Origin of the sequence: Alteromonas profundi (genome assembly GCF_010500865.1) — a bacterium.
GTDB lineage: Bacteria > Pseudomonadota > Gammaproteobacteria > Enterobacterales > Alteromonadaceae > Alteromonas > Alteromonas profundi.
In genome coordinates, this window is record NZ_JAAAWN010000012.1 from 58,204 (window position 1) to 81,363 (window position 23,160).

A 23,160-nucleotide genomic window follows, 5' to 3' on the forward strand; every position below is an offset into this window, starting at 1 on the left:
CGTCAGTTTGCCGCTTGGCAAATTGAAATAAAATCTTCTACTTTTAAGCTGGCGCCACCAATGAGGCCACCATCCACGTCGGCTTGAGCGAATAATGTCTTCGCATTATCCGGTTTTACGCTACCGCCGTATAAAATGCGCAAACCGTTCGCAAGTGCTTCGTCTACTTTAGCGAAATACTCACGAATAAATCTATGTACATCTTGTGCTTGTTCAGGTGAGGCAGTTTTACCTGTACCTATGGCCCAAATTGGTTCATAAGCAATCACACATTTTGCGAGCTCATCTACACTTAGTGCAGTGATTAACGCATCTAATTGCTCTGCAATATAACTTTCTACGTTACCTGCTTCTCGTACTGACAAAGGTTCGCCTACACACACGATAGGGGTTAGCTTACCTGCGAGTACTTTTTTTGCTTTATCGGCAATAAGGGCGTTACTCTCACCGTGGTCTTCTCGACGTTCAGAATGCCCCACGATAATATATTCACAACCCGCTTCTTTAAACATGTCTACCGACATATCACCGGTATGCGCACCATTATCTTGCGCGCTTACATCTTGTGCACCTAGGCTAAATGACGCTGAGTTAAACGATGAAAGAAGCACAGCTGGTGGACAAATTACAACATCCACATGTTGAGCTACGTCACTGTCTAGTGAAGCAACAAAACTTTCAACTAACGAACGGTTTCCGTTCATTTTCCAATTGCCTGCCACAAATGGCTTTCTTTTATTATTCACACTACAGACCTTAGCCCTGTCTTAAAGCGGGCGTGATATTAACGATTTCAGTAAAAATATACAAGCATAAAACGCAAAATTTCCTGACAGGCCAATCAATTGGCGACTTTACGAACAGTTTCTGCGATATGTTGCGCCCACTTATCCGATTCGGCGCTATCATCTGATTCCACCATAACCCGAATAAGGGGTTCAGTTCCACTTTTGCGCAGCAATACACGCCCTCGCTTTCCTAAGGCCGCTTCTGCTTCCACTTGAGAGGCTTTAACTTTCTCATGGGACAAATAGTCTACCCCCGCATTTTGATAGCGAACATTGATAAGTCGTTGTGGGAACATATCAAAACCACTACTTAAATCGTGTAAATTCATATCGGCGCGTAACATAGCAGCAATAACTTGCAACCCAGCCACTATGCCGTCTCCTGTTGAAGATGTAGAAAGGTTAAGGATATGGCCAGAATTTTCGCCCCCTATGGTCCATCCTTTTTCTTGCAGTAATTCCATCACATAACGATCGCCTACATTGCTGCGGGCAAAAGGAACACCCAGACGGCTAAGGGCAACTTCCAAGCCCAGGTTACTCATTAGGGTGCCAACCACACCGCCGTTAAGTTTGCCGCTTTTAAGCGCATCGCGAGCAATCATATACACAATCTGATCGCCATCAATTACGTTACCGAGATGATCTACCATCATAATGCGATCACCATCGCCATCCAGCGCAAACCCTAAGTCAGCCTGATGGCTTTTTACTGCCTCAACAATCGCAGCCATAGAGGTAGCGCCTACATCTTGATTGATGTTCAAACCATTTGGAGAGGTGCCAATTTCTACCACATTGGCCCCGAGCTCACGAAGCACGTTAGGGGCAATATGGTAGGTAGCACCGTGGGCACAATCTACGACAATTTTTAGCCCAGTTAATGACAATTTCGAGGGGAAAGTCCCCTTACAAAACTCGATATATCGGCCCGCCGCATCATTAATGCGCGTCGCCTTACCCAATTTATCTGACGCAACGCATGTCATAGGTTCATCAAGCATGGCCTCAATTGCAGTTTCAATATCATCATCTAACTTAAAGCCGTCCGCTGAGAAAAATTTAATGCCGTTGTCGTAGTAAGGATTATGTGAAGCACTAATAACGATACCGGCTTCCGAGCGGAAGGTTTTAGTTAGGTAGGCAATGGCAGGTGTGGGCATGGGACCAAGTAAGCCGATATCGATACCCGCTGCGGATAAACCTGCCTCTAACGACGACTCAAGCATATACCCAGAAATCCGAGTATCTTTACCAATAAGTACTTTATTGGTACCTTTTCCGGCAAGCACTTTTCCGGCTGCCCAACCTAATTTTATGACGAATTCGGGATTAATATTACTCTCACCCACTTTGCCGCGGATGCCATCAGTACCAAAATATTTGCGCTGCGCCATTTATCGTTATCCTTATTAAATCTGGTTCAACATGTTCACAATTTTTACTGCATCACTCGTTTCCTGAACGTCGTGAACACGCAGAATTTGAGCTCCCATTTGGGCAGCAATTGTAGCGACTGCCACACTCCCCGCCAAGCGTTCATCAACATTTCTATTGAGCAGGTTGCCAATCATAGATTTACGGGACATACCCACCAATAACGGAAACCCTAACTCAAGAAGGCGAGGAAGGTATTTCAATAACGCGTAGTTATGTTCTAGGCTTTTGCCAAAGCCATAACCGGGGTCGAAAATGATGTTCTCTTTTCTTATACCGGCATCAATACACACCTGTGCTTGTGTACATAAAAACGCCCCCACTTCTTCGACCACGTCATCATACTGTGGGTTTTGTTGCATACTGCGGGGCTGCCCTTGCATATGCATTAAACACACAGGAACACCGGCTGCAACCGCTGCATCTAACGCGCCCGGTTCACGCAACGCCCTCACATCGTTAACGAGCGCGGCTCCCGCTTTTGTGGCTTCTTCAATCACCACGGCTTTACTGGTATCTATCGAAATAACGCAGTCTATTTCCCGATTCAGTCGTTCAATAACGGGAATAACTCGGTCTAATTCCTCTGTTTCATTGACAGCCTTGGCGCCGGGGCGCGTGGACTCACCGCCCACATCAATAAAACTTGCGCCTTGTTCTACCATTTTACGCGCATGCGCTATTACTTGATCTAACGAAGTGTGCTGCCCCCCATCAGAAAATGAATCTGGGGTAACGTTCAAAATACCCATCACTTGCGGGCGAGATAAATCTAAGTTACGGGTGGCAAACTGCATAGTGCTCACTTTTTTATTCTAAGGTGTAAACAAAAAACGCCAGATTAACTGGCGTTTTTTTAAACTCTAAATGAAAACCAACGCGTTAGCTTGGTATATCGCCTGGCTTACCTACAGAGGGCTTATCAACGCCATCATTGGTAATTTCGCCTTCACGAGCTGGCTTACCGCCGCTTGGCTTATCGCCCCCTTTCGGCGCGCGGTCATCCCAATCTGCAGGCGGACGAACTTCTTTACGCTTCATCAAATCATCAATTTGCTTAGCATCTATGGTTTCGTACTTCATAAGCGCATCTTTCATCGAATGAAGAATATCGATATTTTCTTCAAGAATTTTATGTGCGCGATCATAGTTGCTATCAATTAACGATTTAATTTCTGCATCAATGGCTCTAGCGGTGTCATCAGACATATTCGTGGCCTTAGACATAGATTTACCTAAGAACACTTCACCTTCATCTTCCGCGTAAAGCATAGGTCCCATCTTAGTAGAAAGACCCCACTGTGTAACCATTTTACGGGCTATCTCAGTAGCACGTTCAATGTCATTAGAAGCACCCGTAGTCACCTTGTCATCGCCGTAAATAATTTGTTCGGCAATTCGACCACCAAACAAGCTAGATATCATACTTTCAAGGTGTTGCTTAGAGTGACTCACGCGGTCTTGCTCTGGCAAGTACATTGTCACACCTAACGCTCTACCGCGAGGTATAATAGATACTTTGTAGACAGGATCATGTTCTGGAACCAAACGACCTACGATAGCGTGACCCGCTTCGTGGTATGCGGTCATTTCTTTCTCAGACTCTGTCATAACCATAGACTTACGTTCTGAGCCCATCATGATCTTATCTTTGGCTTTCTCAAATTCTTCCATTGAAACCAAACGCTTGTTACCTCGAGCGGCAAACAACGCAGCTTCATTAACAAGGTTGGCTAAGTCAGCACCAGAGAAACCTGGAGTACCGCGGGCAATCACGCTGGCTTCAACGTTGTCAGACACAGGCACTTTGCGCATGTGCACTTTCAAGATTTGCTCGCGGCCACGAATATCCGGCAGACCTACAACAACTTGACGGTCGAAACGGCCAGGACGCAATAACGCAGGGTCAAGAACATCTGGGCGGTTGGTCGCAGCAATAACAATAATGCCTTCGTGGCCTTCAAAGCCGTCCATTTCTACCAGCATTTGGTTAAGCGTTTGTTCACGCTCATCGTGACCACCACCTAAACCTGCTCCACGCTGGCGACCTACTGCATCAATTTCATCAATGAAAATAATACAAGGGGCCGCTTTCTTCGCTTGTTCAAACATGTCACGTACACGGGATGCACCCACACCAACGAACATCTCAACGAAATCAGAACCAGAGATAGTAAAGAACGGAACTTTTGCTTCACCTGCAATGGCTTTTGCTAATAAGGTTTTACCCGTGCCTGGAGGACCTACCATAAGCACGCCCTTAGGAATTTTACCGCCTAGCTTCTGGAACTTAGAAGGATCTCTTAGGAAATCGACGAGTTCAGACACATCCTCTTTCGCTTCATCACACCCTGCTACATCAGCAAACGTGGTTTTAATTTGGTCTTCGCCTAAAAGACGGGCTTTACTCTTACCAAACGACATTGCTCCGCGACCACCGCCGCCTTGCATTTGACGCATGAAAAAGATCCACACACCAATAAGCAGAAGCATGGGGAACCAAGAGATAAAGATAGACGTTAAAATTGACTGTTCTTCTGGTGGTTCACCATAAACTCGAACGTCGTTTTTAACTAAGTCTGATACTAATTTATCATCGAAGTAAGGTACGTTGGTTTGAAACGTTTCCCCTGAACGCTTTGTACCACGAATCTCGCCATCATTACTGATGCGAACTTCACGGATATTTCCCTGTTCAGCTTCTCTTAGGAATGTTGTGTAATCTGTTTGTGACCGAGCTGATTCACTAGGTGAAAAGCTCTGGAATACAGACATCAACACAACGGCGATAACCAACCATAAGATTAAATTTTTTGCCATATCGCTCAATGCTACTAACCTCTAAAAAAACCGAAAGTCTGCTTGTTAGAGTAACAATATTGAATATTGTTCACTTAACCTACAACCTTTCGCAACGAAAATCGCTTACTCGAAAGAGTACTACACTTTATACCCACAAGCCACCAAATACACTTCACGAGAACGCGAGCGGGATGAATCTGGTTTACGTGTTTTTATGCTGGTAAATGAACCGCGCAATGCCCGCAAATATTCATCAAAGCCCTCTCCCTGAAAGACTTTAATTGCAAAGCTACCGCCTGGTTTAAGTACCTGATGACACATATCTAACGCAAGTTCGCACAGATACATAGATCCAGCTTGGTCAACAGATGCGTTGCCTGACAAGTTAGGTGCCATATCAGATAACACTACGTCTACGTTCTTTCCGCCAATTCTGTTCAAAAGTGCATCTAAAACTGCATCTTCGCGAAAATCGCCTTGTAAGAAGTCTACCCCTACAATGGCATCCATAGGTAAAATATCACACGCAATAACTTGTCCGTTATCGCCGACTAATTCTGCCGCTAACTGAGACCATCCCCCTGGCGCAGCACCTAGGTCGACTACTGTCATACCCGGTTTAATAAGCTTATCTTTTTGCTGCACTTCTTCTAATTTGAAGAAGGCACGAGAACGCTTACCCTGCTTTTGTGCTTTTTGCACATAATGGTCATCAAAATGTTCTTGTAGCCAACGTTTACTGCTGGCGGAGTGTTTCTTTTTTGTCATTCTATTACAATGTCATTAGGATTGTAGAGAAGATGGCGTTAGAATACGTTATTTCAAGCTAAAACTTATAGATAAATTGTAAGAATATTGACTACATGAAACTTTCAAATAAACAGAAACAATTTCTTAAAGGCCTTGCGCACCCGCTCAAGCCAATTGTGCAACTAGGTGCAAACGGCCTTACAGAGGGGGTTGTAGCGGAAATAGACAACGCCCTAAACTTCCACGAATTAATTAAAGTTAAGGTACCAACTGACGATCGCGACGAAAAATCGCTCATCATTGACGCTATAGTTCGTGAAACCAATGCTGAAAAACTTCAGGTTATTGGTCACACACTAATACTATACCGCCCAAGTGAAGAGCGTAAAATACAGTTGCCAAAATAAATCACTCACCTTTGCCGGTTTCGGCCGGCATCGTAGTTTTTCCCCGCCTTACCCGTTAAGATTATGTTAATAACTATAATCTAATTCACGGGAAATATATGCAATTAGAAAATTTAACTGCCCTTGTAACTGGCGGCTGCTCCGGTCTTGGTCATGCCACCGCAGTAGCGCTTAGAAACTCGGGGGCCAACGTTTGCTTACTCGACATGAATGGCGATGTTGGCGCGCAGCGCGTGGCCGAGTTAGGCGAAGAACATACCTTTTTCGTACAGGTAGATGTACGCGATGAGTCGAGTGTCGCTAATGCGCTCGAGGCCTGTAGCGATAAATTTGGCGATATTAGGTTATGCGTTAACTGCGCGGGTATAGCCCCGGCGAAACGAATACTCGATAGGGAAGGCACGCCTGCGCCTTTAGCCGAATTTCAATCAACCATTGATATTAACTTAGTGGGTAGTTTTAATGTCGCCCGTTTAGTTGCCAGTGTTATGGCAAAGCAAGCGCCTATCAATGATGAGGGTGAACGCGGTGTCATCATAAATACCGCCTCTGTGGCCGGCTATGAAGGTCAAATTGGTCAAACTGCCTACGCAGCCAGTAAAGGTGGCATTATTGCGCTAACGCTACCCATGGCGCGAGATTTAGCGCCTTTGGGAATTCGTGTAAACACCATAGCGCCGGGAGTAATGGGCACGCCTATGCTACTCGCGATGCCGGAAAAAGTACAAGATGCCCTATCGGCGAACGTGCAATTTCCTAAACGTTTAGGGTTACCAGAAGAATTTGCCAAATTAGTTATACATTTGGCGCAAAACAGTTATATCAATGGCGAAACAATACGTTTAGACGGTGGTTTACGGATGCCCGCTAAATAATTGAGCGCCCGTAGACACATTACCCCTCCTCTAACAGCGTAGGAATTATATCAATGGCCACTTGTTATCGTGGCCATTTGTTATCGTGGATACGGTTGCAGGCAAATTAGGCACCGGAACAAGGGGCATAGATAAAGCCTATCGCTATTCGCCCTCCCCCCCATTGACCATGAGGGAAATATTATAAAGGCGATTCAATGCATGGTAGTTAATGGTATTTTTTGGGTAGCGGCCGCGACTACTTAGCACACCAGCATCTTGTTGCATAAGAATGGCGAGCGCGTCATCTACCGTTTCCACCGTATATATGTGAAACACGCCTTTTTTCACAGCTTCAACCACAGTTGAGTCTAATACCAGGTTAATAGCGTTAGATTTCGGAATGATAACCCCCTGTTTGCCGGTTAAGCCACGGTGCTGACAGAGGTCGAAAAAGCCTTCTATTTTTTCATTCACCCCGCCCACCGCTTGAACCTCGCCATACTGATTGATAGACCCAGTAATAGCCAGTGCTTGTAAGCAAGGGATCTCGGTTAGCGCCGAGATAAGCGCGACTAATTCACCAAGCGAGGCACTATCACCATCAATATGCCCGTATGATTGTTCTAACGCTATATTTGCAGAGAGAGTTAATGGAAAGTGTTGGGCGTACTTGTAGCCAAGATAGCCAGTAAGTAACATAACCCCCTTTGAATGAATAGGTTGGCCGAGTTCTACTTCACGCTCGATGTCTACCACGCCGCTAGCGCCGGCAAATACGGTAGAGGTAATTCGCGCTGGCGTACCAAAAGCGGTATCGCCTATATCAAGCACGGTAAGCCCGTTTACCTTACCTACTGCATTTCCGTCTGTGGCAATAAGCACATGGCCTTCTTTAATATCGTTCAGTAATGCTTGGCTTACTCGCCCTGTACGTCTTTTTTTCGCTGCCAGTGCCGTCTTTACATGGTCAAGTTCTAAAGTATCACTGCCTGCTTTCACGCAAAAATAATGGGCTTCGCTAACTAACTCGATGACTTCTGCGAAATGGGCAGAAAGCTTTTCTTGGTGTTCAGCCATGCGCAGAGAATATTCCACCAAACGGCACATGGCGTTTGCCGTGATCCCAGCTAAGTTGAGGCTTGTAAGATGCATTCTTACTTTTCCAACGAAATCGAAAAGCGCTTGTCTTGTTACCGGAATTTCTAAATCAAAATCAACCAATACACGAAACAATTCATCAAATTCATCATCAAAATCTTGCAAGGTGTAATAGAGATCCCGTGAGCCCAACAGGATGATTTTCACCTGCAAATCGATGGGTTGCGGGGTTAAGGTAATAGCGTTAACCATCCCCACATCTTGTTGTGGCAGGTCCATTTTTATGCGACCGGATTTAACCGCTAGCTTTAATGTATCCCATACATAGGGTTGCTCAATAAGCTGATCGACATCTAATAACAAATAACCACCATTCGCTCTATGCAGTGCGCCGGGCTGTATCATCCTATAATTCGTATATACACTGCCGTGAATATTGGTGTACTCAATTTTGCCAAATAAATTCTGATAAGTTGGGTTAGGTTCGTAGATTATCGGTGCACTGTCGCCAAGGGTATTTGATACCAATACATTAGGTAGAAACTGCTCCTCTAAGAACAAACGTTTATCGAATTCGTCGCTCTTTTCGTCTTTACGCTCTTCTTGCACTATTACTAAAATAGCGTCTACCAATGCAGTTTTAAGTTGTTTTAAGTATTTTAAAATGCCAAGTTCTGCTGCGTACTTGTGTTCTAGCAACTTTATAAGCGGCTTAATTCCCTGCTCTGCTGTCAGCTTATCGAGGGCACGCAGGCGCTCCGAATTTTCTCTTTTCCACGACGGAAGGCTTAATAAACTCTCACTTAAACGGTTTTCGAGATCATCAATTAGCGCATAAAACCCTTCTCTGTCTGTCTCGTTAAGGGTGGCAAAATCGCTGTCGTTAATGGGTTTTCCATTTACTATAGGTGAAAACGATATGGTGCCCTCTTCTTCAAACATCGCCACGCCGTTGGCTTTTGCATAGCGTTCTAGCGCTTCAATAGCGCTATCGTATTTTTTATCAAAGTCCCGCGAAATAGCGGCACGACGGCGTTGGTAGCCTGGGTTATCGAACGTCACTGGCAATGTATCAAGTACATCGTCAATCAGCTGCTTTATATCAGCGTGAAAGGCTTTACTCCCCGCGGTAGGAAAACGCAGCGCAACAGGTTCGCGTTCGTCATCAAAATTATTTATATAGCACCAATCGTCAGGTGGATTTAATGCCATTACATGGCGCTCTATATAATCTTTAACTAACGAAAAGCGCCCGGTTGCCGGTTCACCCATTACATACAAATTATACCCTTTGGCATGTATGCCTAATCCAAAGGTAAGTGCTTCCCGCGCCCGCTCTTGCCCAATAAAAGTAGCATGGAGAGCTTCATCGTCTTTAAGCGCACTATTAATCGCTCTACGATTGATGGTGGGAGTAAGAGAAGAAGGAGTAAGTGCTGTATGCTTAATTTCGCCTGACATAGTTCTTATATTTTGAATCTTTGTGGTAAGTGAAACCCGTTAATGAAGGTCTGTCAAACCCTTATGCTGCATTATTACACTTGGCCTCTCTAATAGATGAATAAAGCAGCAAGTTTTAATAAAAAACCGAGGCTTGATCGCTAAAACACGCTTTTTTGAGGTCCCGTTTGGTAATTGTATTGCCTTCGGCTTTTTAAAAACCAAAACAGAACCCTGTTACAGTGAGGCACGAAAGCATGAGACGGTAAATAACTTTAAAAAACTCACACAGGTTCATTTCAGCGAAATTAAGCCGTCTATTAGTCAGGAATGATTAGTTTTTCAACAAGCACAGATAAATATAGCACTATAACTCCCTAAGCTATTGAGCGCGGATACGTCGCTAGGGTATTCTATAAGGCTATATGTAAGTTAAATTTCTATAAATACGTTTTCGGCTTATGCCGTTTAGCCTTTGCGCGTATTCATAGAGGATTTATTAACGTTAAACCTATATTAATGTGGAAGCCTAAGTTTCATGGCCGAAAATCAGTACAACCCTAAAGAATTAGAACAACGTGTTCAGCAATACTGGGAAAAAAATCAGTCATTTAAAGCAAATGACGATGCAGATAAAGAAAAGTTCTACTGCCTCTCTATGTTCCCTTACCCCAGTGGTAGACTCCATATGGGGCACGTTCGAAATTACACCATTGGTGACGTAATCAGTCGTTACCAACGTATGCAGGGTAAAAATGTACTTCAGCCTATGGGATGGGATGCGTTTGGTCTGCCTGCAGAAAACGCAGCTATTAATAACAAAACAGCCCCAGCAAAGTGGACTTATTCAAATATAGATTACATGAAAACTCAGCTGCGCTCGCTAGGCTTTGGGTATGATTGGGATCGTGAAGTCGCCACCTGTAAACCTGATTACTATCGATGGGAACAGTGGTTCTTTACCCGCTTATATGAAAAGGGTTTAGTCTATAAAAAGAACTCTACGGTTAACTGGGACCCTGTTGATCAAACCGTTTTAGCGAATGAACAAGTCATCGACGGCCGTGGTTGGCGTTCAGGCGCGCTGGTGGAACAAAAAGAAATTCCTCAATGGTTTATCAAAATCACAGATTATGCAGAAGAGTTGTTAACTGATCTTGAGCAACTAGAAGAGTGGCCTGATCAAGTTCGCGCCATGCAGGCAAATTGGATTGGTCGCTCAGAAGGTGTCGATATTACCTTTGATTTGGCAAAAAACGCCAGCGGCATACATGATCTTACCGTCTATACCACCCGTCCAGATACATTTTACGGTGTTACCTATGTTGCCATTGCAGCGCAACATCCTTTAGCAGAGTTTGCGGCTAACAATAACCCTGAACTTGCGGCTTTTATTGACGAGTGTAAAAACACTAAAGTAGCGGAAGCAGAGCTTGCGACTATGGAGAAAAAGGGGTGCGCTACAGGTATTGAAGCTATTCACCCCCTTACCGGCGAGTTGCTGCCTGTGTGGGTAGCAAACTTCGTATTAATGGATTATGGCTCTGGCGCAGTTATGGCCGTACCCGGACACGACCAGCGGGATTGGGAATTTGCGAGCAAGTATGGGCTAACCATTAAGCAGGTTATTCGCGCGCAAGAAGACGCACAACAAGAGTGCGATCTTACGCAAGCGGCATTTACCGAAAAAGGCACCTTAATCAATTCTGATAAATTTGATGGGTTAGCCTTTGATGAAGCCTTCGATGCTATTGCAAAAGAACTAGAAAGCAAAGGTCGAGGTAAGCGTAAAGTTAACTACCGTCTTCGCGACTGGGGCGTTAGCCGCCAGCGTTACTGGGGTGCGCCTATCCCTATGTTAAACTTAGAAAACGGCGAGTCTGTTCCTGTTCCAGCCGATGAGCTTCCCGTTGTATTACCCGAAGACGTTGAAATGGATGGCGTTATCTCGCCTATTAAAGCCGATCCCGAGTGGTCGAAAGCAACCTATCAGGGGCAGGCAGCCACGCGTGAAACTGATACCTTTGATACCTTTATGGAATCGTCGTGGTACTACGCGCGTTACGCGAGTGCAACTAATCACGATGCAATGCTTGACCCAACGTCATCGAACTATTGGTTGCCGGTAGATCAGTATATTGGCGGTATTGAGCATGCAATATTGCACCTATTGTATTCACGTTTCTTCCACAAGTTACTTCGTGATGAAGGCTTAGTAGATTCCGATGAACCATTTAAGCGTCTGCTTTGTCAAGGTATGGTACTGGCCGACTCTTATTATCGTGAAGATGAAAACGGCAAGAAAACATGGTACTCACCTACCGAAGTATCCGTTGAAAAAGATGAGAAAGGACGAATAGTTAAGGCGTGGTTAACCCGCGACGGCGAGGCGGTTATTCATGGCGGTATGACAAAGATGTCAAAGTCGAAGAACAACGGCATCGACCCTCAAGAGGTTATTAACCAATACGGCGCTGATACCGTGCGTTTGTTTACTATGTTTGCCGCGCCACCGGAACAAACGCTTGAGTGGGTAGATTCTGGTGTTGAAGGCGCAAACCGTTTCCTACGTCGTATTTGGAAGCTGGTTACCGAGCATCTTGAGAAAGGCGACGCGGTTGCAATTGACGTTAAAGCGCTGAACAAAAATCAGCAAGCACTGCGCCGCGAAGTACACAAAACAATTCAAAAGGTGAGTGATGATCTTGGCCGCCGTCAAACATTTAACACGGCCATAGCAGCAATTATGGAATTGTTAAATCATCTTCAAAAAGCGCCTCAAGATGAAGCGCAGGATATAGCCGTTATGCGCGAAGCGGTTGAATCGGTACTGCTGCTACTCAACCCTATTACCCCGCATATTTGTCATACCCTATGGCACATGCTCGGCTACGACAGCGACATCGAGCAAGCAGCTTGGCCTGAAGCGGATAAGGATGCGCTAGTAGAAGATGAAAAGCTGATTGTAGTGCAAGTGAACGGTAAAGTTCGTGCGAAAATTACGGTGGCCGCGGATGCCAGTAAAGAGAGTATTGAGGCAGATGCAAAGGCGCAGCCAAATGTACAACAATTTATTGACGGCAAAACAATCCGCAAAGTCATCGTAGTTCCTGGCCGCCTTGTTAACATAGTGGCGAACTAATGATGCGCCGTTTTTTCCTCTACACAGTAGCAATGATGGCAGCGGTAATCATTTCAGGGTGCGGCTTTCACCTACGCAGTGCCCCGAGTCTGCCTGACAACGTTAATGCGGTTATTATAGGCAGTGCCAAGGCACATGCTCCTCTTAGCCGCGCACTCTATAAGCGTTTAACTGTGTATGGCTTAAACGGCATTTATCAACAACAAATTACCGAAGAAACAAAAAGCGGCGTGGCTGTGTACCTTATGCCCGAGGCGTTAGAGCGCCGCTTACTGTCTGTATACCCGTCAGGACAGGTAGCTGAGTATGAACTTATTTACAACGTTCGCTATAAGGTCCAGTTTCCTGATAAGCAGGCTATTCTCGCGAATTTTGAAGTAATCCGTGATTATCAAGACGACCCTGATCAGGTGCTTGCAAAGTCAAGGGAACTCGATTTAGTGCTAGAAGAAATGCGCGTTGAAGCGGCCGACATCATTATTCGTCGCTTATCCAGTCAAGCCAACGTACAACAGACTAACCTCTAGTTTATGCAAATTTATCCTAACCAGTTTAACAAGGAAATAGCGCAAGGGTTGAAACCGTGTTATCTGGTATTTGGTGACGAGCCTCAACAAAAATTCGATGTTATCGAAAGTATTCGCGCCCTTGCTAAGAAAAATGGCTTCGAAGAACGTACGGTTTTAGTCGCCGATACAGGGTTCTCTTGGAACCAACTGTTAGACGCCACCCAGAGTATGTCGCTATTCTCTTCTCAGCAATTTATTGAGTTAGAGTTACCCACGGGCAAGCCAGGGGCAGAAGGCAGCAAGATGTTGCAGCAAATAGCAGACACATTGAACCCAGATATTTTATTGTTGGTTCATGGCCCCAAAATAGGTAAAGACGTGCAACGGGGTAAGTGGTTTAAAGTACTTGATGCGAAAGGCGTTTCAGTACTTTGCTATCCCTTAGAAGGACGGCAACTATCCAGTTGGTTAAATCAGCAACTTCAACATCATGGTTTGTCCGTCAGTGCCACCGGGCTTAAAATAATTGCTGATTTTTGTGAAGGGAATATGCTTGCTGCCAAGCAAGAAATAGATAAATTGGCCCTGCTCTACCCAAAAAGTACCGTGACCGATGAGCAAATTGAGTACGCAATGGTGGATCAATCCCGCTATAACGTTTTTCAATTGGTTGATGTCATGCTAGCAGGGGATAGTACGCGCTGTGTAAAAATGCTCTATAGGTTAGAAAGTGAGGGGCTAGAACCCAATATTATTATTTGGGCGCTAATACGCGAATGGGAAACCTTGTGGAAGCTTCACGCTGCTGCCCAAAGCCGCGAGCCAATACAATGGCAAAAATACGGTATTTGGCGAAACCGTCAAGCTTATTACCAACAAGCAATGAATCGTCTTAACGCGGAAAGTTTATTGAGTATACAACAGGCACTCACTGAAGCTGACTTAGCTTTTAAACAAAATGTGGTTAGCAAGCCTTTCGTAAAGTTATGTCACTTATGTATGCTATTTATGGGCATTAATATTTATCACATTCCGCTTATGGAAGCCTAGCAATATGGCGTTGCGTGCAATACTCGGTGGCACCTTCAATCCCCCGCACTACGGGCATATTAAGCCCGCCTTATCTTTACTTGATAGCATAGGCGTTTCTGCTTTAGGACTCATGCCCTGTAAGATAGCGCCGCACAAACAGGTGTCAGTGAATGAAAACCATCGGGTAAACATGGTGGAATTATGCTGTACCGAAGACCCCAGGTTATATGTAGAATCGCTGGAACTGTCATTGCCCAGCCCATCATATACCGTTCGTACACTGGAATGTTTACAGCAAAAACATCAAGATTCAATCTGCTTTTTCATTGGCGCAGATTCTCTGTATAATATTGAGTCTTGGTTTGAGTGGGAGCGTCTACTCGATTACTGTCACTTAGTAGTGATGCGTCGCGATGGCGAGCGTTTTTCGCCTCCATCGTCGATAGTAGCTTGGTTAGATGCTAATAAAACCGACGATTATTCCCAATTACATGAAAAACAACATGGTTGTGTAATACTCGCAGATACCCCACTTCACCCCGTGTCTTCAACCGAATTGCGCAGCGCCGTCGCTTCGACATCGTCAGCGCAGGCAGACCTATTGAAAAAATGGGTTCCGCCTAAGGTTATAGACTATATCGACACACATCAGTTATACCAAGATTTATCAAATTAGTGAGGAAAACACTTGGAGAGTCAACAACTCAATCAGTTCGTTAAAGACAAAATAGACGACATGAAAGGCCGCGACATTATCGAACTGGATGTTCGTGGCAAATCTAGCATTACAGATACCATGATTATTTGTTCAGGTAACTCTAAACGCCATGTGGTTGCAATTGCAGAAAATATGGTGGTAGAAGCTAAACAGGCTAATATCGCACCTACCAGTATTGAAGGTAAAGAAACTGGAGAATGGGTCCTTGTCGATTTTGGTGATGTTATTGTGCATGTTATGCAAGATGAATCGCGTGACTTTTACCAGTTAGAAAAACTCTGGTCATAGTCTACATCGTCTAAATACACGCCACCTTGCCGTATTTTTTGCGGCATAGGTAGCCATGCAAAATAGCAAAGGAACCTGTAGTGCGAATACAAATTGTCGCTGTTGGTACTAAAATGCCAGCCTGGGTTAATACAGGCGTAGATGAATTTATTCGCCGCTTCCCTGCCGACCTGCCTGTCTATTTTACTGAAATAACCGCAGGTAAACGAGGTAAAAACGCTGACATAAAGCGCATCCTTGATAAAGAAGGCGAGCAAATGCTTGCTGCCATTCCTAAAGGTAATAAAGTGGTAACCCTTGAGGTAACTGGAAAACCTTGGGATACCCCTACCTTAGCGAAACAATTGGACAGTTGGAAGATGGATGGCCGTGACGTCAGTCTACTTATCGGTGGCCCTGAAGGGCTCGCGCCCTCGTGTATTGCTGCCTCTGAACAAAAGTGGTCATTGTCTGCGCTAACCCTGCCCCACCCACTTGTACGTATCATCCTTGCTGAGAGCCTGTATCGCGCATGGTCAGTTACGCAAAACCACCCCTATCACCGAGAGTAATGGACTTCTAGCCTATGCAGCGCAAGCGTCAAATGATTCGCGATCACTCGGCAGAAGCCAATTTATTTGCGCGTCGGGCAGTGATTGCCTTTGCTGTTGTCGTGCTTATGTTAGGTATTGTGCTTAATAATCTGTATTCGTTACAAGTCGAACAGTATGAAGATTATCAAACCCGTTCTAATGGCAATAGAATAAAAGTACTGCCGGTAGCCCCTAACCGCGGCCTAATTTTTGATAGAAACGGGGTGTTGTTAGCCGAAAACCGCCCAGTGTTTAATTTAGAAATTATTCCAGAACAAACCGACGATTTAGAACAAACGTTGCGCCGTCTTACCCAACTAATGGGAATTACCACCGAAGAGCGAGAACGCTTCGAGAAAAGTTTAAAGGGCCAACGCCGTTTCAAACCAGTTGCTATTCGCACCACGTTAAGCGAAGAAGACGTCGCCCTTTTTTCTGCCAGTAAGCACTTGTTCCCTGGGGTGCAAATAGAAGCTCGCCTCGCCCGCCATTATCCGTACAAAGAAACCCTAACCCATATGCTTGGTTACGTGGCGCGTATCAATAAAAAAGATTTACAAAAACTGGTAGAAGCTGGCCAAGAAGCCAATTACGCCGCCACTCACGATATTGGTAAGCTGGGTATCGAGAAGTACCATGAAGAATTACTTCATGGCACCGTAGGGTATCAGCAGGTGGAAGTGAACAACCAAGGGCGCATAATTCGCGTGCTCGATACTACCCCGCCGGTCCCTGGCAAAGACATTGTGCTTAATATCGATATTGAATTGCAACTAGCTGCACAAAAAGCCTTAGAGGGTCAGCGAGGTGCGGTGGTAGTAACCGATGTGAAGACCGGGGGGGTTTTAGCGCTTTATTCTAACCCTAGCTACGATCCAAACCTATTTGTTCATGGCATTAGTAGCAAGAATTACTCTGCCTTACTTAATTCAACAGATCGCCCTTTGATAAACCGAGCAACCCAGGGCCAGTATCCCCCCGCCTCGACTATAAAACCACACTTAGCGTTACTAGGCCTAGAGGAAGGCGTGGTTACAGAAGACTATACTATTTTCGACAACGGCCGCTACAAGCTACCTAACGTATCTCATGTATGGCGCGATTGGAAAAAATGGGGCCACGGCGAAGTAAATGTATCAAAAGCGATTGAAGTATCTTGCGATACCTATTACTACGATTTAGCCTATAAGCTAGGGATTGATAAAATTAGTGAAGCCATGTATCAATTTGGTTTTGGTGATTTTACCGGTGTCGATTTATACGAAGAGTCAGATGCTAATATGCCTAGTAGAGGGTGGAAACGCGCCCGTTTTAATCAACCATGGTATATAGGCGATACCATTCCTGTGGGCATTGGGCAAAGCTTCTGGACAGCCACACCAATACAATTGACCAACTCGCTAAATACGCTTATTAACCGCGGCGAACGCGTTATCCCGCAAATTATTCGAGGCTATAAAAATAGCGATGACAGCGTAGATGTATTGCCGCTCAAACATCTTGCACCAATGCTAATAAAAGACCCAAATAACCTCGATATCGTCCTTAGCGCTATGCATGATGTTATCCACGGTGAACAAGGTACTGCACGGAATGCGTTCAAAGGCACTGAATACGACCCCGCCGGAAAAACCGGTACTGCACAGCTTTTTTCGGTAGGTCAAAACGAAAAATACGACGCAGAAAAAGTTGACGAGCATCTACGCGATAATGCCATGTACGTAGGCTTTGCGCCGTTCAACGACCCCGAGATCTCCCTGACTGTAGTATTAGAAAACGCCGGCGGCGGTAGCTCCAATGCTGCCCCCGTGGCGCGTCAAATTATGGATTTTTACTTCCGCGATAGATTGTTTGAACCTGCCATTGCCAAGGGGCACCCCTAAGCATGAAAAGCAATACCTTAAACCCTAACAAAACCAACTTCTTACAACGTATTCATATTGATGGTTGGCTATTATTAGGCTTACTCGTATTAATGTCTGTTGGCCTTGTTACCTTATATTCGGCTTCAGGCCAAGATGAGGGGCAGGTAGAGCGACAAATAACCCGTCTAGCTATAAGCTTTATCGTAATGATAGTACTTGCCCAGTTTCCCAGTGGCGCATATCGGCGACTCTCGCCATACGCCTATATTGTGGGGCTGTTAATGTTAGCGGCGGTGCTGCTGTTTGGTGATGTAGGTAAAGGAGCGCAGCGCTGGCTAGATTTAAAGGTTTTGCGGTTTCAGCCTTCAGAGCTAATGAAACTTGCGGTACCTATGATGGTTGCTTGGTATATCAGTCAGTTTAATCTGCCTCCCCGTTTAATGAATATTGTCATCGGTTTCGGTTTGGTAGCTGTCCCTACGGTGCTTATTGCCAAACAACCGGATTTGGGCACTGCACTGCTTATTGCAAGTTCTGGCGTGTTTGCCATATTCCTCGCCGGTATGAGTTGGCGATTAATCGGCTTCGTTAGCTTACTGGGCGGCGCATTTGCACCCATTATGTGGTTTTTCCTTATGAAGGAGTATCAAAAGCAACGGGTACTTACCTTTTTAAACCCAGAAAGCGACCCGCTTGGGTCGGGTTACCATATTATCCAATCGAAGATCGCCATAGGTTCTGGCGGTATCGATGGCAAAGGCTGGCTACAAGGGACTCAATCGCAATTAGAGTTCCTTCCTGAGCGCCACACCGACTTTATTTTCTCCGTATTTAGTGAAGAGTTTGGGCTTACAGGCGTAATGGTATTGCTTGCCATCTACCTTTTTATTATTTTGCGGGGACTTATTATTGCTAACCGAGCACAAGATGCGTTTTCAAAGTTACTCGCTGGCAGTATTACTCTTACCTTTTTTGTGTATGTTTTCGTTAATATGGGAATGGTATCAGGGCTATTGCCCGTGGTAGGTGTGCCCTTGCCGTTGGTAAGTTATGGAGGCACGTCAATGGTGACATTAATGGCTGGTTTTGGCATGCTCATGTCAATTGCCACACAAACCCGATTAATGTCACGATGAAAACCTGCTACTTTGTTATTTTTTTCGTTGCTTGTGCCTTGTTAGCTGGCTGTCAGACAGCGCCTAAGAGCCGCTACACGCAACAGCAAGATTCAGCCCCCCGACATGTGGCCAAAAAGCCTGAAACATTAGATGCGGTGCCAAGGTACGAAGCCTATCGAATGTTCAATAGCCGCCCCTATGAGGTACTAGGCAAACAATATACCCCGCTTACAACAGGCAAAGGGTTTGAACAAGTTGGCTATGCCAGCTGGTATGGTCAAAAGTTTCACGGCCACCTTACGTCAAACGGCGAAACGTATAATATGTTCGCGATGTCTGGTGCCCATAAAACGCTGCCCTTACCTTCTTACGTTAGAGTGACCAACCTAGATAATTCAAAGCAAGCCATCGTTCGGGTGAACGACCGCGGGCCATTTCATGATAACCGTATTATCGATTTATCTTATGCTGCGGCGGTAAAATTAGATTACCATCAAAAAGGAACCGCTAAAGTGAAGATTGAAGTAATTCACTTTGATGAAGACAACAATGTAACGGTAGGTAAGCAGCCTACTATTAGCTATGATGAGTATATTGGTATTACTCCCCCAACAGAACCCGCTTTGCTTTCTAATGTTGAGCAAAACAACGAAGTATCCGTGCAAGATGGTATCTATATACAAGTAGCGGCACTATCGGACATGGCCCGGGCAAAATCTATTTCAAACGTACTTTCCGCCCTCTATCAAGTGCCTACTCAGTTGCCTCTTGTGGATAATATATACAAGCTTCAATTAGGGCCTATTGCCGATGATTCAACCGCCGAGGCGTTGTTAAATCAACTTAAAGAAAATGGCTACCCGAATGCCTACACGGTAAAACGTACGTTATAAGCACACGCAGCTATGGGCAATTGTGGCGACAATAAGGCACAGCGAGGCAGAATTATCGCCGTTTACAGTTCATTAGGGGGCATTCATCGCCTAATCCCTAGTTTCTAGTAAACTTTTTCGTTAAAACCTAGTCGTAGTAGATGCCATACGTTAGAATTCCACCCTAACAGTACTTACGGCTAACATGGGTTCGCCCAACCGTTAGCTATACACGGATAATAAACGGTCAAAGAACTATAATCATGCTCAGAACAAGTCAACGCGCTAACCCGTCTTTCCTTTCTTTCGCTTTTTTACTGATGAGTGTTTTAACCCTCGTCGCTAATTCTGCGAATGGTGCTGTGGTAACACCACCGGCACCGTCAGTTGCCGCTGAAGGTTTTCTTTTAACCGACTATGAAACAGGCCATGTCATTGCCGATAAAAACGCAGACATGCAACTTGCACCAGCCAGCCTTACAAAAATAATGACCATTTATGTCATCGGTAAGGAATTGCAAGCAGGCAACATTAGCCTTGATGATGAAGTTACTATCTCAGAAAACGCCTGGGCTAAGAAATTCCCCGATTCGTCTAAAATGTTTATTGAAGTAGGCACGCAAGTTTCTGTACGCGACTTACTGCGCGGTATTGTAGTGCAATCAGGAAACGATGCGTGCGTGGCAATGGCCGAGCATGTAGCAGGTTCGCAGGCCGCCTTTGCAAGCATGATGAATGCTCACGCTGCAGCATTAGGTATGACAGGCTCAAACTTTGTTAATGCCCATGGTTTACACGACCCTGATCATTACACTACGCCCCGCGATATGGCTACGCTATCCCGTGCCCTTATCGCTGAAACGCCTGAGATGTATAAGCTATACAGCGAAAAAGAGTTTACCTATAACGGCATTAAGCAATACAACCGAAACAGCCTTTTATGGGACAAAAGCCTAAACGTAGATGGCATTAAAACAGGACACACTTCAGATGCTGGCTATAGCCTTATCACCTCAGCTGAGCAAGGGGGTATGCGCCTTATTTCAGTGGTCATGGGCACAGATAGTGAGCGCGCCCGTAAGGTAGAAAACAAAAAGCTACTAAAATATGGCTTCAGATTTTTTGAAACCCTTACCCCTTACCAAGCGGGGCATAGCTTCGTAGCCCACCGTATTTATATGGGAGACAGAGAAACAGTAGATCTTGGAATTAATCAATCTACCCCCATTACTATCCCACGCGGCCAGGCAGCTAACCTAGAAGCGAACTTTGAACTAGATAAAAAGCTTGAAGCACCGCTGGCAAAAGGTGAAGTTGTAGGTACGCTTTACCTGCAGCTAGATGGTGAAGATGTAGCAACCTATCCATTGGTTACCTTGCAAGAAGTAAAAGAAGGCAGCTTCTTTAATCAAATAAAGGATTACATTATGCTTCAACTGGGTTTCGATGACTAAATAAACCCGTTTAAAGCTAGTTCAAGGACGGCCAGATTTGTTATAATCCGGCCGTTTTTGTATTTAACGACTGTACCCGAGGATATCGCATGGATACCCGTTTTGACGAACTTCTTGATTTTCCAACCCATCAAACCTTTAAAGTGATGGGTGTGGCAGATGAACAACTCCCGCATCATGTTATTGCCTGCTTACAAGAGCATGCACCGGGCGATTACGCCCCTTCTGTAAAACCTAGCAGTAAAGGTAACTACCATTCTGTATCGGTAAGTGTGCGCGTAACCAGTAAAGAACATATGGAACTTATTTATACTGAGTTGGCAAAACTAGAACTTGTTCGGGTTGTACTATAAGTGAGTGCAGTGACCGACACGGTGCTTATTCGCCAACTGGGACTGCGTGATTATGAGCCAGTATGGCAGGCCATGCAGGCTTTTACAGATAACCGTGATGCGTCTACGCAGGATGAAATCTGGCTGGTCGAGCACCACCCGGTTTTTACCCAGGGCCAAGCGGGCAAAGCCGAGCATATTCTTATGCCCGGAGATATTCCTGTGGTTCAGGTAGACCGAGGCGGCCAAGTTACCTATCATGGTCCTGGTCAACAAGTTATCTATTTATTGCTGAATATTAAACGCCGTAAGCTAGGTGTACGTCATTTAGTTACCGCAATGGAAGAAGCGGTGGTGAATTTTCTCGCTAAATTCGATATTACGGCATACCCTAAGCCCGATGCGCCAGGTGTATATGTGGACGAAAAAAAGGTTTGCTCATTGGGGTTACGTATTCGTAACGGTTGTTCATTTCATGGGCTAGCATTAAATGTTAATATGGATCTATCACCGTTTCAGCGTATTAACCCTTGCGGTTATTCCGGTATGGAAATGATTGATACTGCAAGTTTAAATGGGCCCGACTCTCTGAAAGACGCAGGTCAGGCGCTAACCAACCTGCTACTAGACGCACTTTCAATCACGGACAAAGAATTTAAAGAAGGTTTTGATGAGTAACGCACGACCTAGAGCTGGAGTCAAACTCCGCGATGACGAAAAAGTAAAACATATTCCCGTCACCATTGTTCCTACCGAAAAGGAAGAAATGCTGCGTAAGCCTGAGTGGATTAAGATCAAGTTGCCTCGTACCACTGATCGTATTGACCATATCAAGAAAACATTGCGCAAAAATAATCTTCACTCGGTATGCGAAGAGGCCAGTTGTCCTAATTTGGCCGAGTGTTTCAATCACGGCACGGCTACGTTTATGATCCTGGGTGATATTTGTACCCGTCGTTGTCCATTTTGTGATGTTGCGCATGGGAAGCCTCTGCCCCCAAGTGCGGAAGAACCTGAAAAACTGGCTAAGACCATCGCTGAAATGAAACTACGTTATGTGGTTATTACATCAGTAGACCGTGATGACTTAAGAGATGGCGGCGCGCAGCACTTTGTTGACTGCATCAATGCTATTCGTGAGCATAGCCCTGAAACGACAATTGAAGTTTTAGTGCCCGATTTCAGAGGCCGTATGGATCGCGCCTTAGAAATATTTAAAAATGGCGTGCCTGATGTATTTAACCACAACTTAGAAACGATACCTAAGCTATATCGCGAGTGCCGCCCTGGGGCTAATTACCAGTGGTCACTCGATCTTCTAAAGAAATTTAAAGCACAACATCCTAATGTACTAACCAAGTCTGGTTTGATGATGGGTATGGGTGAAGAAATTGAAGAGATAGAAGCGGTACTTCGTGATTTGCGTGCCCATGATGTTGACATGCTAACGCTAGGGCAATACTTGCAACCTAGTCGTCACCACTACCCGGTGAAGCGCTATGTTCATCCAAAAGAGTTTGATGCCCTCGGCGCATATGCCAAAGAAATAGGCTTTACCCATGCCGCCAGCGGCCCTATGGTTCGTTCTAGCTATCATGCGGATCAACAGGCTGCCGGCAAAGAAGTTAAGTAAATAGCTTAACCTCAAAGGCGAAAAGGAAGCGGCATGTTAGCCGCTT

Annotated in this window: 21 protein-coding genes; 15 read left to right on the forward strand and 6 right to left on the reverse strand. The window is 45.2% G+C overall.

The features are described 5' to 3' along the window. Positions 1-2: 2 nt before the first annotated feature. From tpiA to rlmE, 5 genes are all read right to left on the reverse strand, one after another. Positions 3-746 (reverse strand): triose-phosphate isomerase, encoded by a 744-nt coding sequence (gene tpiA / locus GTH32_RS10485; protein ID WP_163085497.1) that lies wholly within the window; start codon positions 744-746, stop codon positions 3-5. Between the two features lie 95 nt (positions 747-841). Next, positions 842-2,185 (reverse strand): phosphoglucosamine mutase, encoded by a 1,344-nt coding sequence (gene glmM / locus GTH32_RS10490; protein ID WP_163085498.1) that lies wholly within the window; start codon positions 2,183-2,185, stop codon positions 842-844. Between the two features lie 15 nt (positions 2,186-2,200). Beyond that, positions 2,201-3,022: a dihydropteroate synthase gene (gene folP, locus GTH32_RS10495; RefSeq protein ID WP_163085499.1), complete on the reverse strand. Its 822-nt coding sequence runs from the start codon at positions 3,020-3,022 to the stop codon at positions 2,201-2,203. 85 nt (positions 3,023-3,107) lie between these two features. Then, the gene (gene ftsH / locus GTH32_RS10500; protein ID WP_163085500.1) at positions 3,108-5,054 is read right to left on the reverse strand and encodes an ATP-dependent zinc metalloprotease FtsH; all 1,947 of its coding nucleotides are present in this window, start codon (positions 5,052-5,054) and stop codon (positions 3,108-3,110) included. 111 nt (positions 5,055-5,165) lie between these two features. Continuing rightward, positions 5,166-5,795 (reverse strand): 23S rRNA (uridine(2552)-2'-O)-methyltransferase RlmE, encoded by a 630-nt coding sequence (gene rlmE / locus GTH32_RS10505; protein ID WP_163085501.1) that lies wholly within the window; start codon positions 5,793-5,795, stop codon positions 5,166-5,168. 95 nt (positions 5,796-5,890) lie between these two features. On the opposite strand from rlmE, the gene yhbY reads away from it, so the two are divergent. Continuing rightward, entirely contained in the window at positions 5,891-6,184 is a 294-nt protein-coding gene (gene yhbY, locus GTH32_RS10510; RefSeq protein ID WP_163085502.1) for a ribosome assembly RNA-binding protein YhbY, read from the forward strand. Positions 6,185-6,282: 98 nt separating this feature from the next. After that, complete coding sequence (locus GTH32_RS10515) at positions 6,283-7,059, forward strand: SDR family oxidoreductase (RefSeq protein WP_163085503.1); 777 nt, start codon at positions 6,283-6,285, stop codon at positions 7,057-7,059. A gap of 144 nt (positions 7,060-7,203) precedes the next feature. Here the strand turns inward: GTH32_RS10515 and GTH32_RS10520 are convergent, their stop codons facing one another. Continuing rightward, positions 7,204-9,600, reverse strand: a complete 2,397-nt coding sequence (locus GTH32_RS10520) for a Lon protease family protein (protein ID WP_163085504.1) — start codon at positions 9,598-9,600, stop codon at positions 7,204-7,206. A 517-nt stretch (positions 9,601-10,117) separates the two neighbouring features. Here GTH32_RS10520 and leuS point away from each other — a divergent pair. From leuS to lipA, 13 genes are all read left to right on the forward strand, one after another. Continuing rightward, positions 10,118-12,721: a leucine--tRNA ligase gene (leuS, locus tag GTH32_RS10525; RefSeq protein ID WP_163085506.1), complete on the forward strand. Its 2,604-nt coding sequence runs from the start codon at positions 10,118-10,120 to the stop codon at positions 12,719-12,721. A gap of 2 nt (positions 12,722-12,723) precedes the next feature. After that, positions 12,724-13,248 (forward strand): LPS-assembly lipoprotein LptE, encoded by a 525-nt coding sequence (locus tag GTH32_RS10530; protein WP_163085610.1) that lies wholly within the window; start codon positions 12,724-12,726, stop codon positions 13,246-13,248. A 3-nt stretch (positions 13,249-13,251) separates the two neighbouring features. Next, a complete protein-coding gene (holA, locus tag GTH32_RS10535) occupies positions 13,252-14,280 on the forward strand; it encodes a DNA polymerase III subunit delta (RefSeq protein ID WP_163085508.1) in 1,029 nt (342 codons plus the stop codon). A 4-nt stretch (positions 14,281-14,284) separates the two neighbouring features. Further along, entirely contained in the window at positions 14,285-14,938 is a 654-nt protein-coding gene (nadD, locus tag GTH32_RS10540; RefSeq protein ID WP_163085510.1) for a nicotinate (nicotinamide) nucleotide adenylyltransferase, read from the forward strand. A 12-nt stretch (positions 14,939-14,950) separates the two neighbouring features. Next, positions 14,951-15,268 (forward strand): ribosome silencing factor, encoded by a 318-nt coding sequence (rsfS, locus tag GTH32_RS10545; RefSeq protein WP_163085517.1) that lies wholly within the window; start codon positions 14,951-14,953, stop codon positions 15,266-15,268. Positions 15,269-15,348: 80 nt separating this feature from the next. Further along, on the forward strand, positions 15,349-15,819 hold the full coding sequence (rlmH, locus tag GTH32_RS10550; RefSeq protein ID WP_163085519.1) for a 23S rRNA (pseudouridine(1915)-N(3))-methyltransferase RlmH: 471 nt from the start codon (positions 15,349-15,351) through the stop codon (positions 15,817-15,819). Positions 15,820-15,833: 14 nt separating this feature from the next. After that, on the forward strand, positions 15,834-17,723 hold the full coding sequence (gene mrdA, locus GTH32_RS10555) for a penicillin-binding protein 2 (RefSeq protein WP_163085521.1): 1,890 nt from the start codon (positions 15,834-15,836) through the stop codon (positions 17,721-17,723). Between the two features lie 2 nt (positions 17,724-17,725). Continuing rightward, positions 17,726-18,841 carry a rod shape-determining protein RodA gene (gene rodA / locus GTH32_RS10560; protein WP_163085523.1) on the forward strand — a complete coding sequence of 372 codons (1,116 nt, stop codon included), beginning with the start codon at positions 17,726-17,728 and terminating at the stop codon, positions 18,839-18,841. After that, positions 18,838-19,716 (forward strand): septal ring lytic transglycosylase RlpA family protein, encoded by an 879-nt coding sequence (locus GTH32_RS10565; RefSeq protein WP_163085525.1) that lies wholly within the window; start codon positions 18,838-18,840, stop codon positions 19,714-19,716. The genes rodA and GTH32_RS10565 overlap by 4 nt, the downstream gene beginning before the upstream one ends. Before the next feature lie 242 nt (positions 19,717-19,958). Next, the gene (locus GTH32_RS10570) at positions 19,959-21,149 is read left to right on the forward strand and encodes a D-alanyl-D-alanine carboxypeptidase family protein (RefSeq protein ID WP_203565454.1); all 1,191 of its coding nucleotides are present in this window, start codon (positions 19,959-19,961) and stop codon (positions 21,147-21,149) included. A gap of 89 nt (positions 21,150-21,238) precedes the next feature. After that, entirely contained in the window at positions 21,239-21,502 is a 264-nt protein-coding gene (gene ybeD / locus GTH32_RS10575) for a DUF493 family protein YbeD (protein ID WP_163085527.1), read from the forward strand. A 9-nt stretch (positions 21,503-21,511) separates the two neighbouring features. Then, positions 21,512-22,159: a lipoyl(octanoyl) transferase LipB gene (gene lipB, locus GTH32_RS10580; RefSeq protein ID WP_163085528.1), complete on the forward strand. Its 648-nt coding sequence runs from the start codon at positions 21,512-21,514 to the stop codon at positions 22,157-22,159. After that, positions 22,152-23,114: a lipoyl synthase gene (lipA, locus tag GTH32_RS10585; protein WP_163085530.1), complete on the forward strand. Its 963-nt coding sequence runs from the start codon at positions 22,152-22,154 to the stop codon at positions 23,112-23,114. The genes lipB and lipA overlap by 8 nt, the downstream gene beginning before the upstream one ends. Positions 23,115-23,160: the final 46 nt, after the last annotated feature.

Excerpts from the sequence above, each read along its gene's own strand:
- glmM (WP_163085498.1), bottom strand. The coding sequence starts at position 2,185 with ATGGCGCAGCGCAAATATTTTGGTACTGATGGCATCCGCGGCAAAGTG.
- folP (WP_163085499.1), bottom strand. The coding sequence starts at position 3,022 with ATGCAGTTTGCCACCCGTAACTTAGATTTATCTCGCCCGCAAGTGATG.
- rlmE (WP_163085501.1), bottom strand. The coding sequence starts at position 5,795 with ATGACAAAAAAGAAACACTCCGCCAGCAGTAAACGTTGGCTACAAGAA.
- yhbY (WP_163085502.1), top strand. The coding sequence starts at position 5,891 with ATGAAACTTTCAAATAAACAGAAACAATTTCTTAAAGGCCTTGCGCAC.
- GTH32_RS10515 (WP_163085503.1), top strand. The coding sequence starts at position 6,283 with ATGCAATTAGAAAATTTAACTGCCCTTGTAACTGGCGGCTGCTCCGGT.
- GTH32_RS10520 (WP_163085504.1), bottom strand. The coding sequence starts at position 9,600 with ATGTCAGGCGAAATTAAGCATACAGCACTTACTCCTTCTTCTCTTACT.
- leuS (WP_163085506.1), top strand. The coding sequence starts at position 10,118 with ATGGCCGAAAATCAGTACAACCCTAAAGAATTAGAACAACGTGTTCAG.
- GTH32_RS10530 (WP_163085610.1), top strand. The coding sequence starts at position 12,724 with ATGCGCCGTTTTTTCCTCTACACAGTAGCAATGATGGCAGCGGTAATC.
- holA (WP_163085508.1), top strand. The coding sequence starts at position 13,252 with ATGCAAATTTATCCTAACCAGTTTAACAAGGAAATAGCGCAAGGGTTG.
- nadD (WP_163085510.1), top strand. The coding sequence starts at position 14,285 with ATGGCGTTGCGTGCAATACTCGGTGGCACCTTCAATCCCCCGCACTAC.
- mrdA (WP_163085521.1), top strand. The coding sequence starts at position 15,834 with ATGCAGCGCAAGCGTCAAATGATTCGCGATCACTCGGCAGAAGCCAAT.
- rodA (WP_163085523.1), top strand. The coding sequence starts at position 17,726 with ATGAAAAGCAATACCTTAAACCCTAACAAAACCAACTTCTTACAACGT.
- GTH32_RS10565 (WP_163085525.1), top strand. The coding sequence starts at position 18,838 with ATGAAAACCTGCTACTTTGTTATTTTTTTCGTTGCTTGTGCCTTGTTA.
- GTH32_RS10570 (WP_203565454.1), top strand. The coding sequence starts at position 19,959 with ATGCTCAGAACAAGTCAACGCGCTAACCCGTCTTTCCTTTCTTTCGCT.
- ybeD (WP_163085527.1), top strand. The coding sequence starts at position 21,239 with ATGGATACCCGTTTTGACGAACTTCTTGATTTTCCAACCCATCAAACC.
- lipA (WP_163085530.1), top strand. The coding sequence starts at position 22,152 with ATGAGTAACGCACGACCTAGAGCTGGAGTCAAACTCCGCGATGACGAA.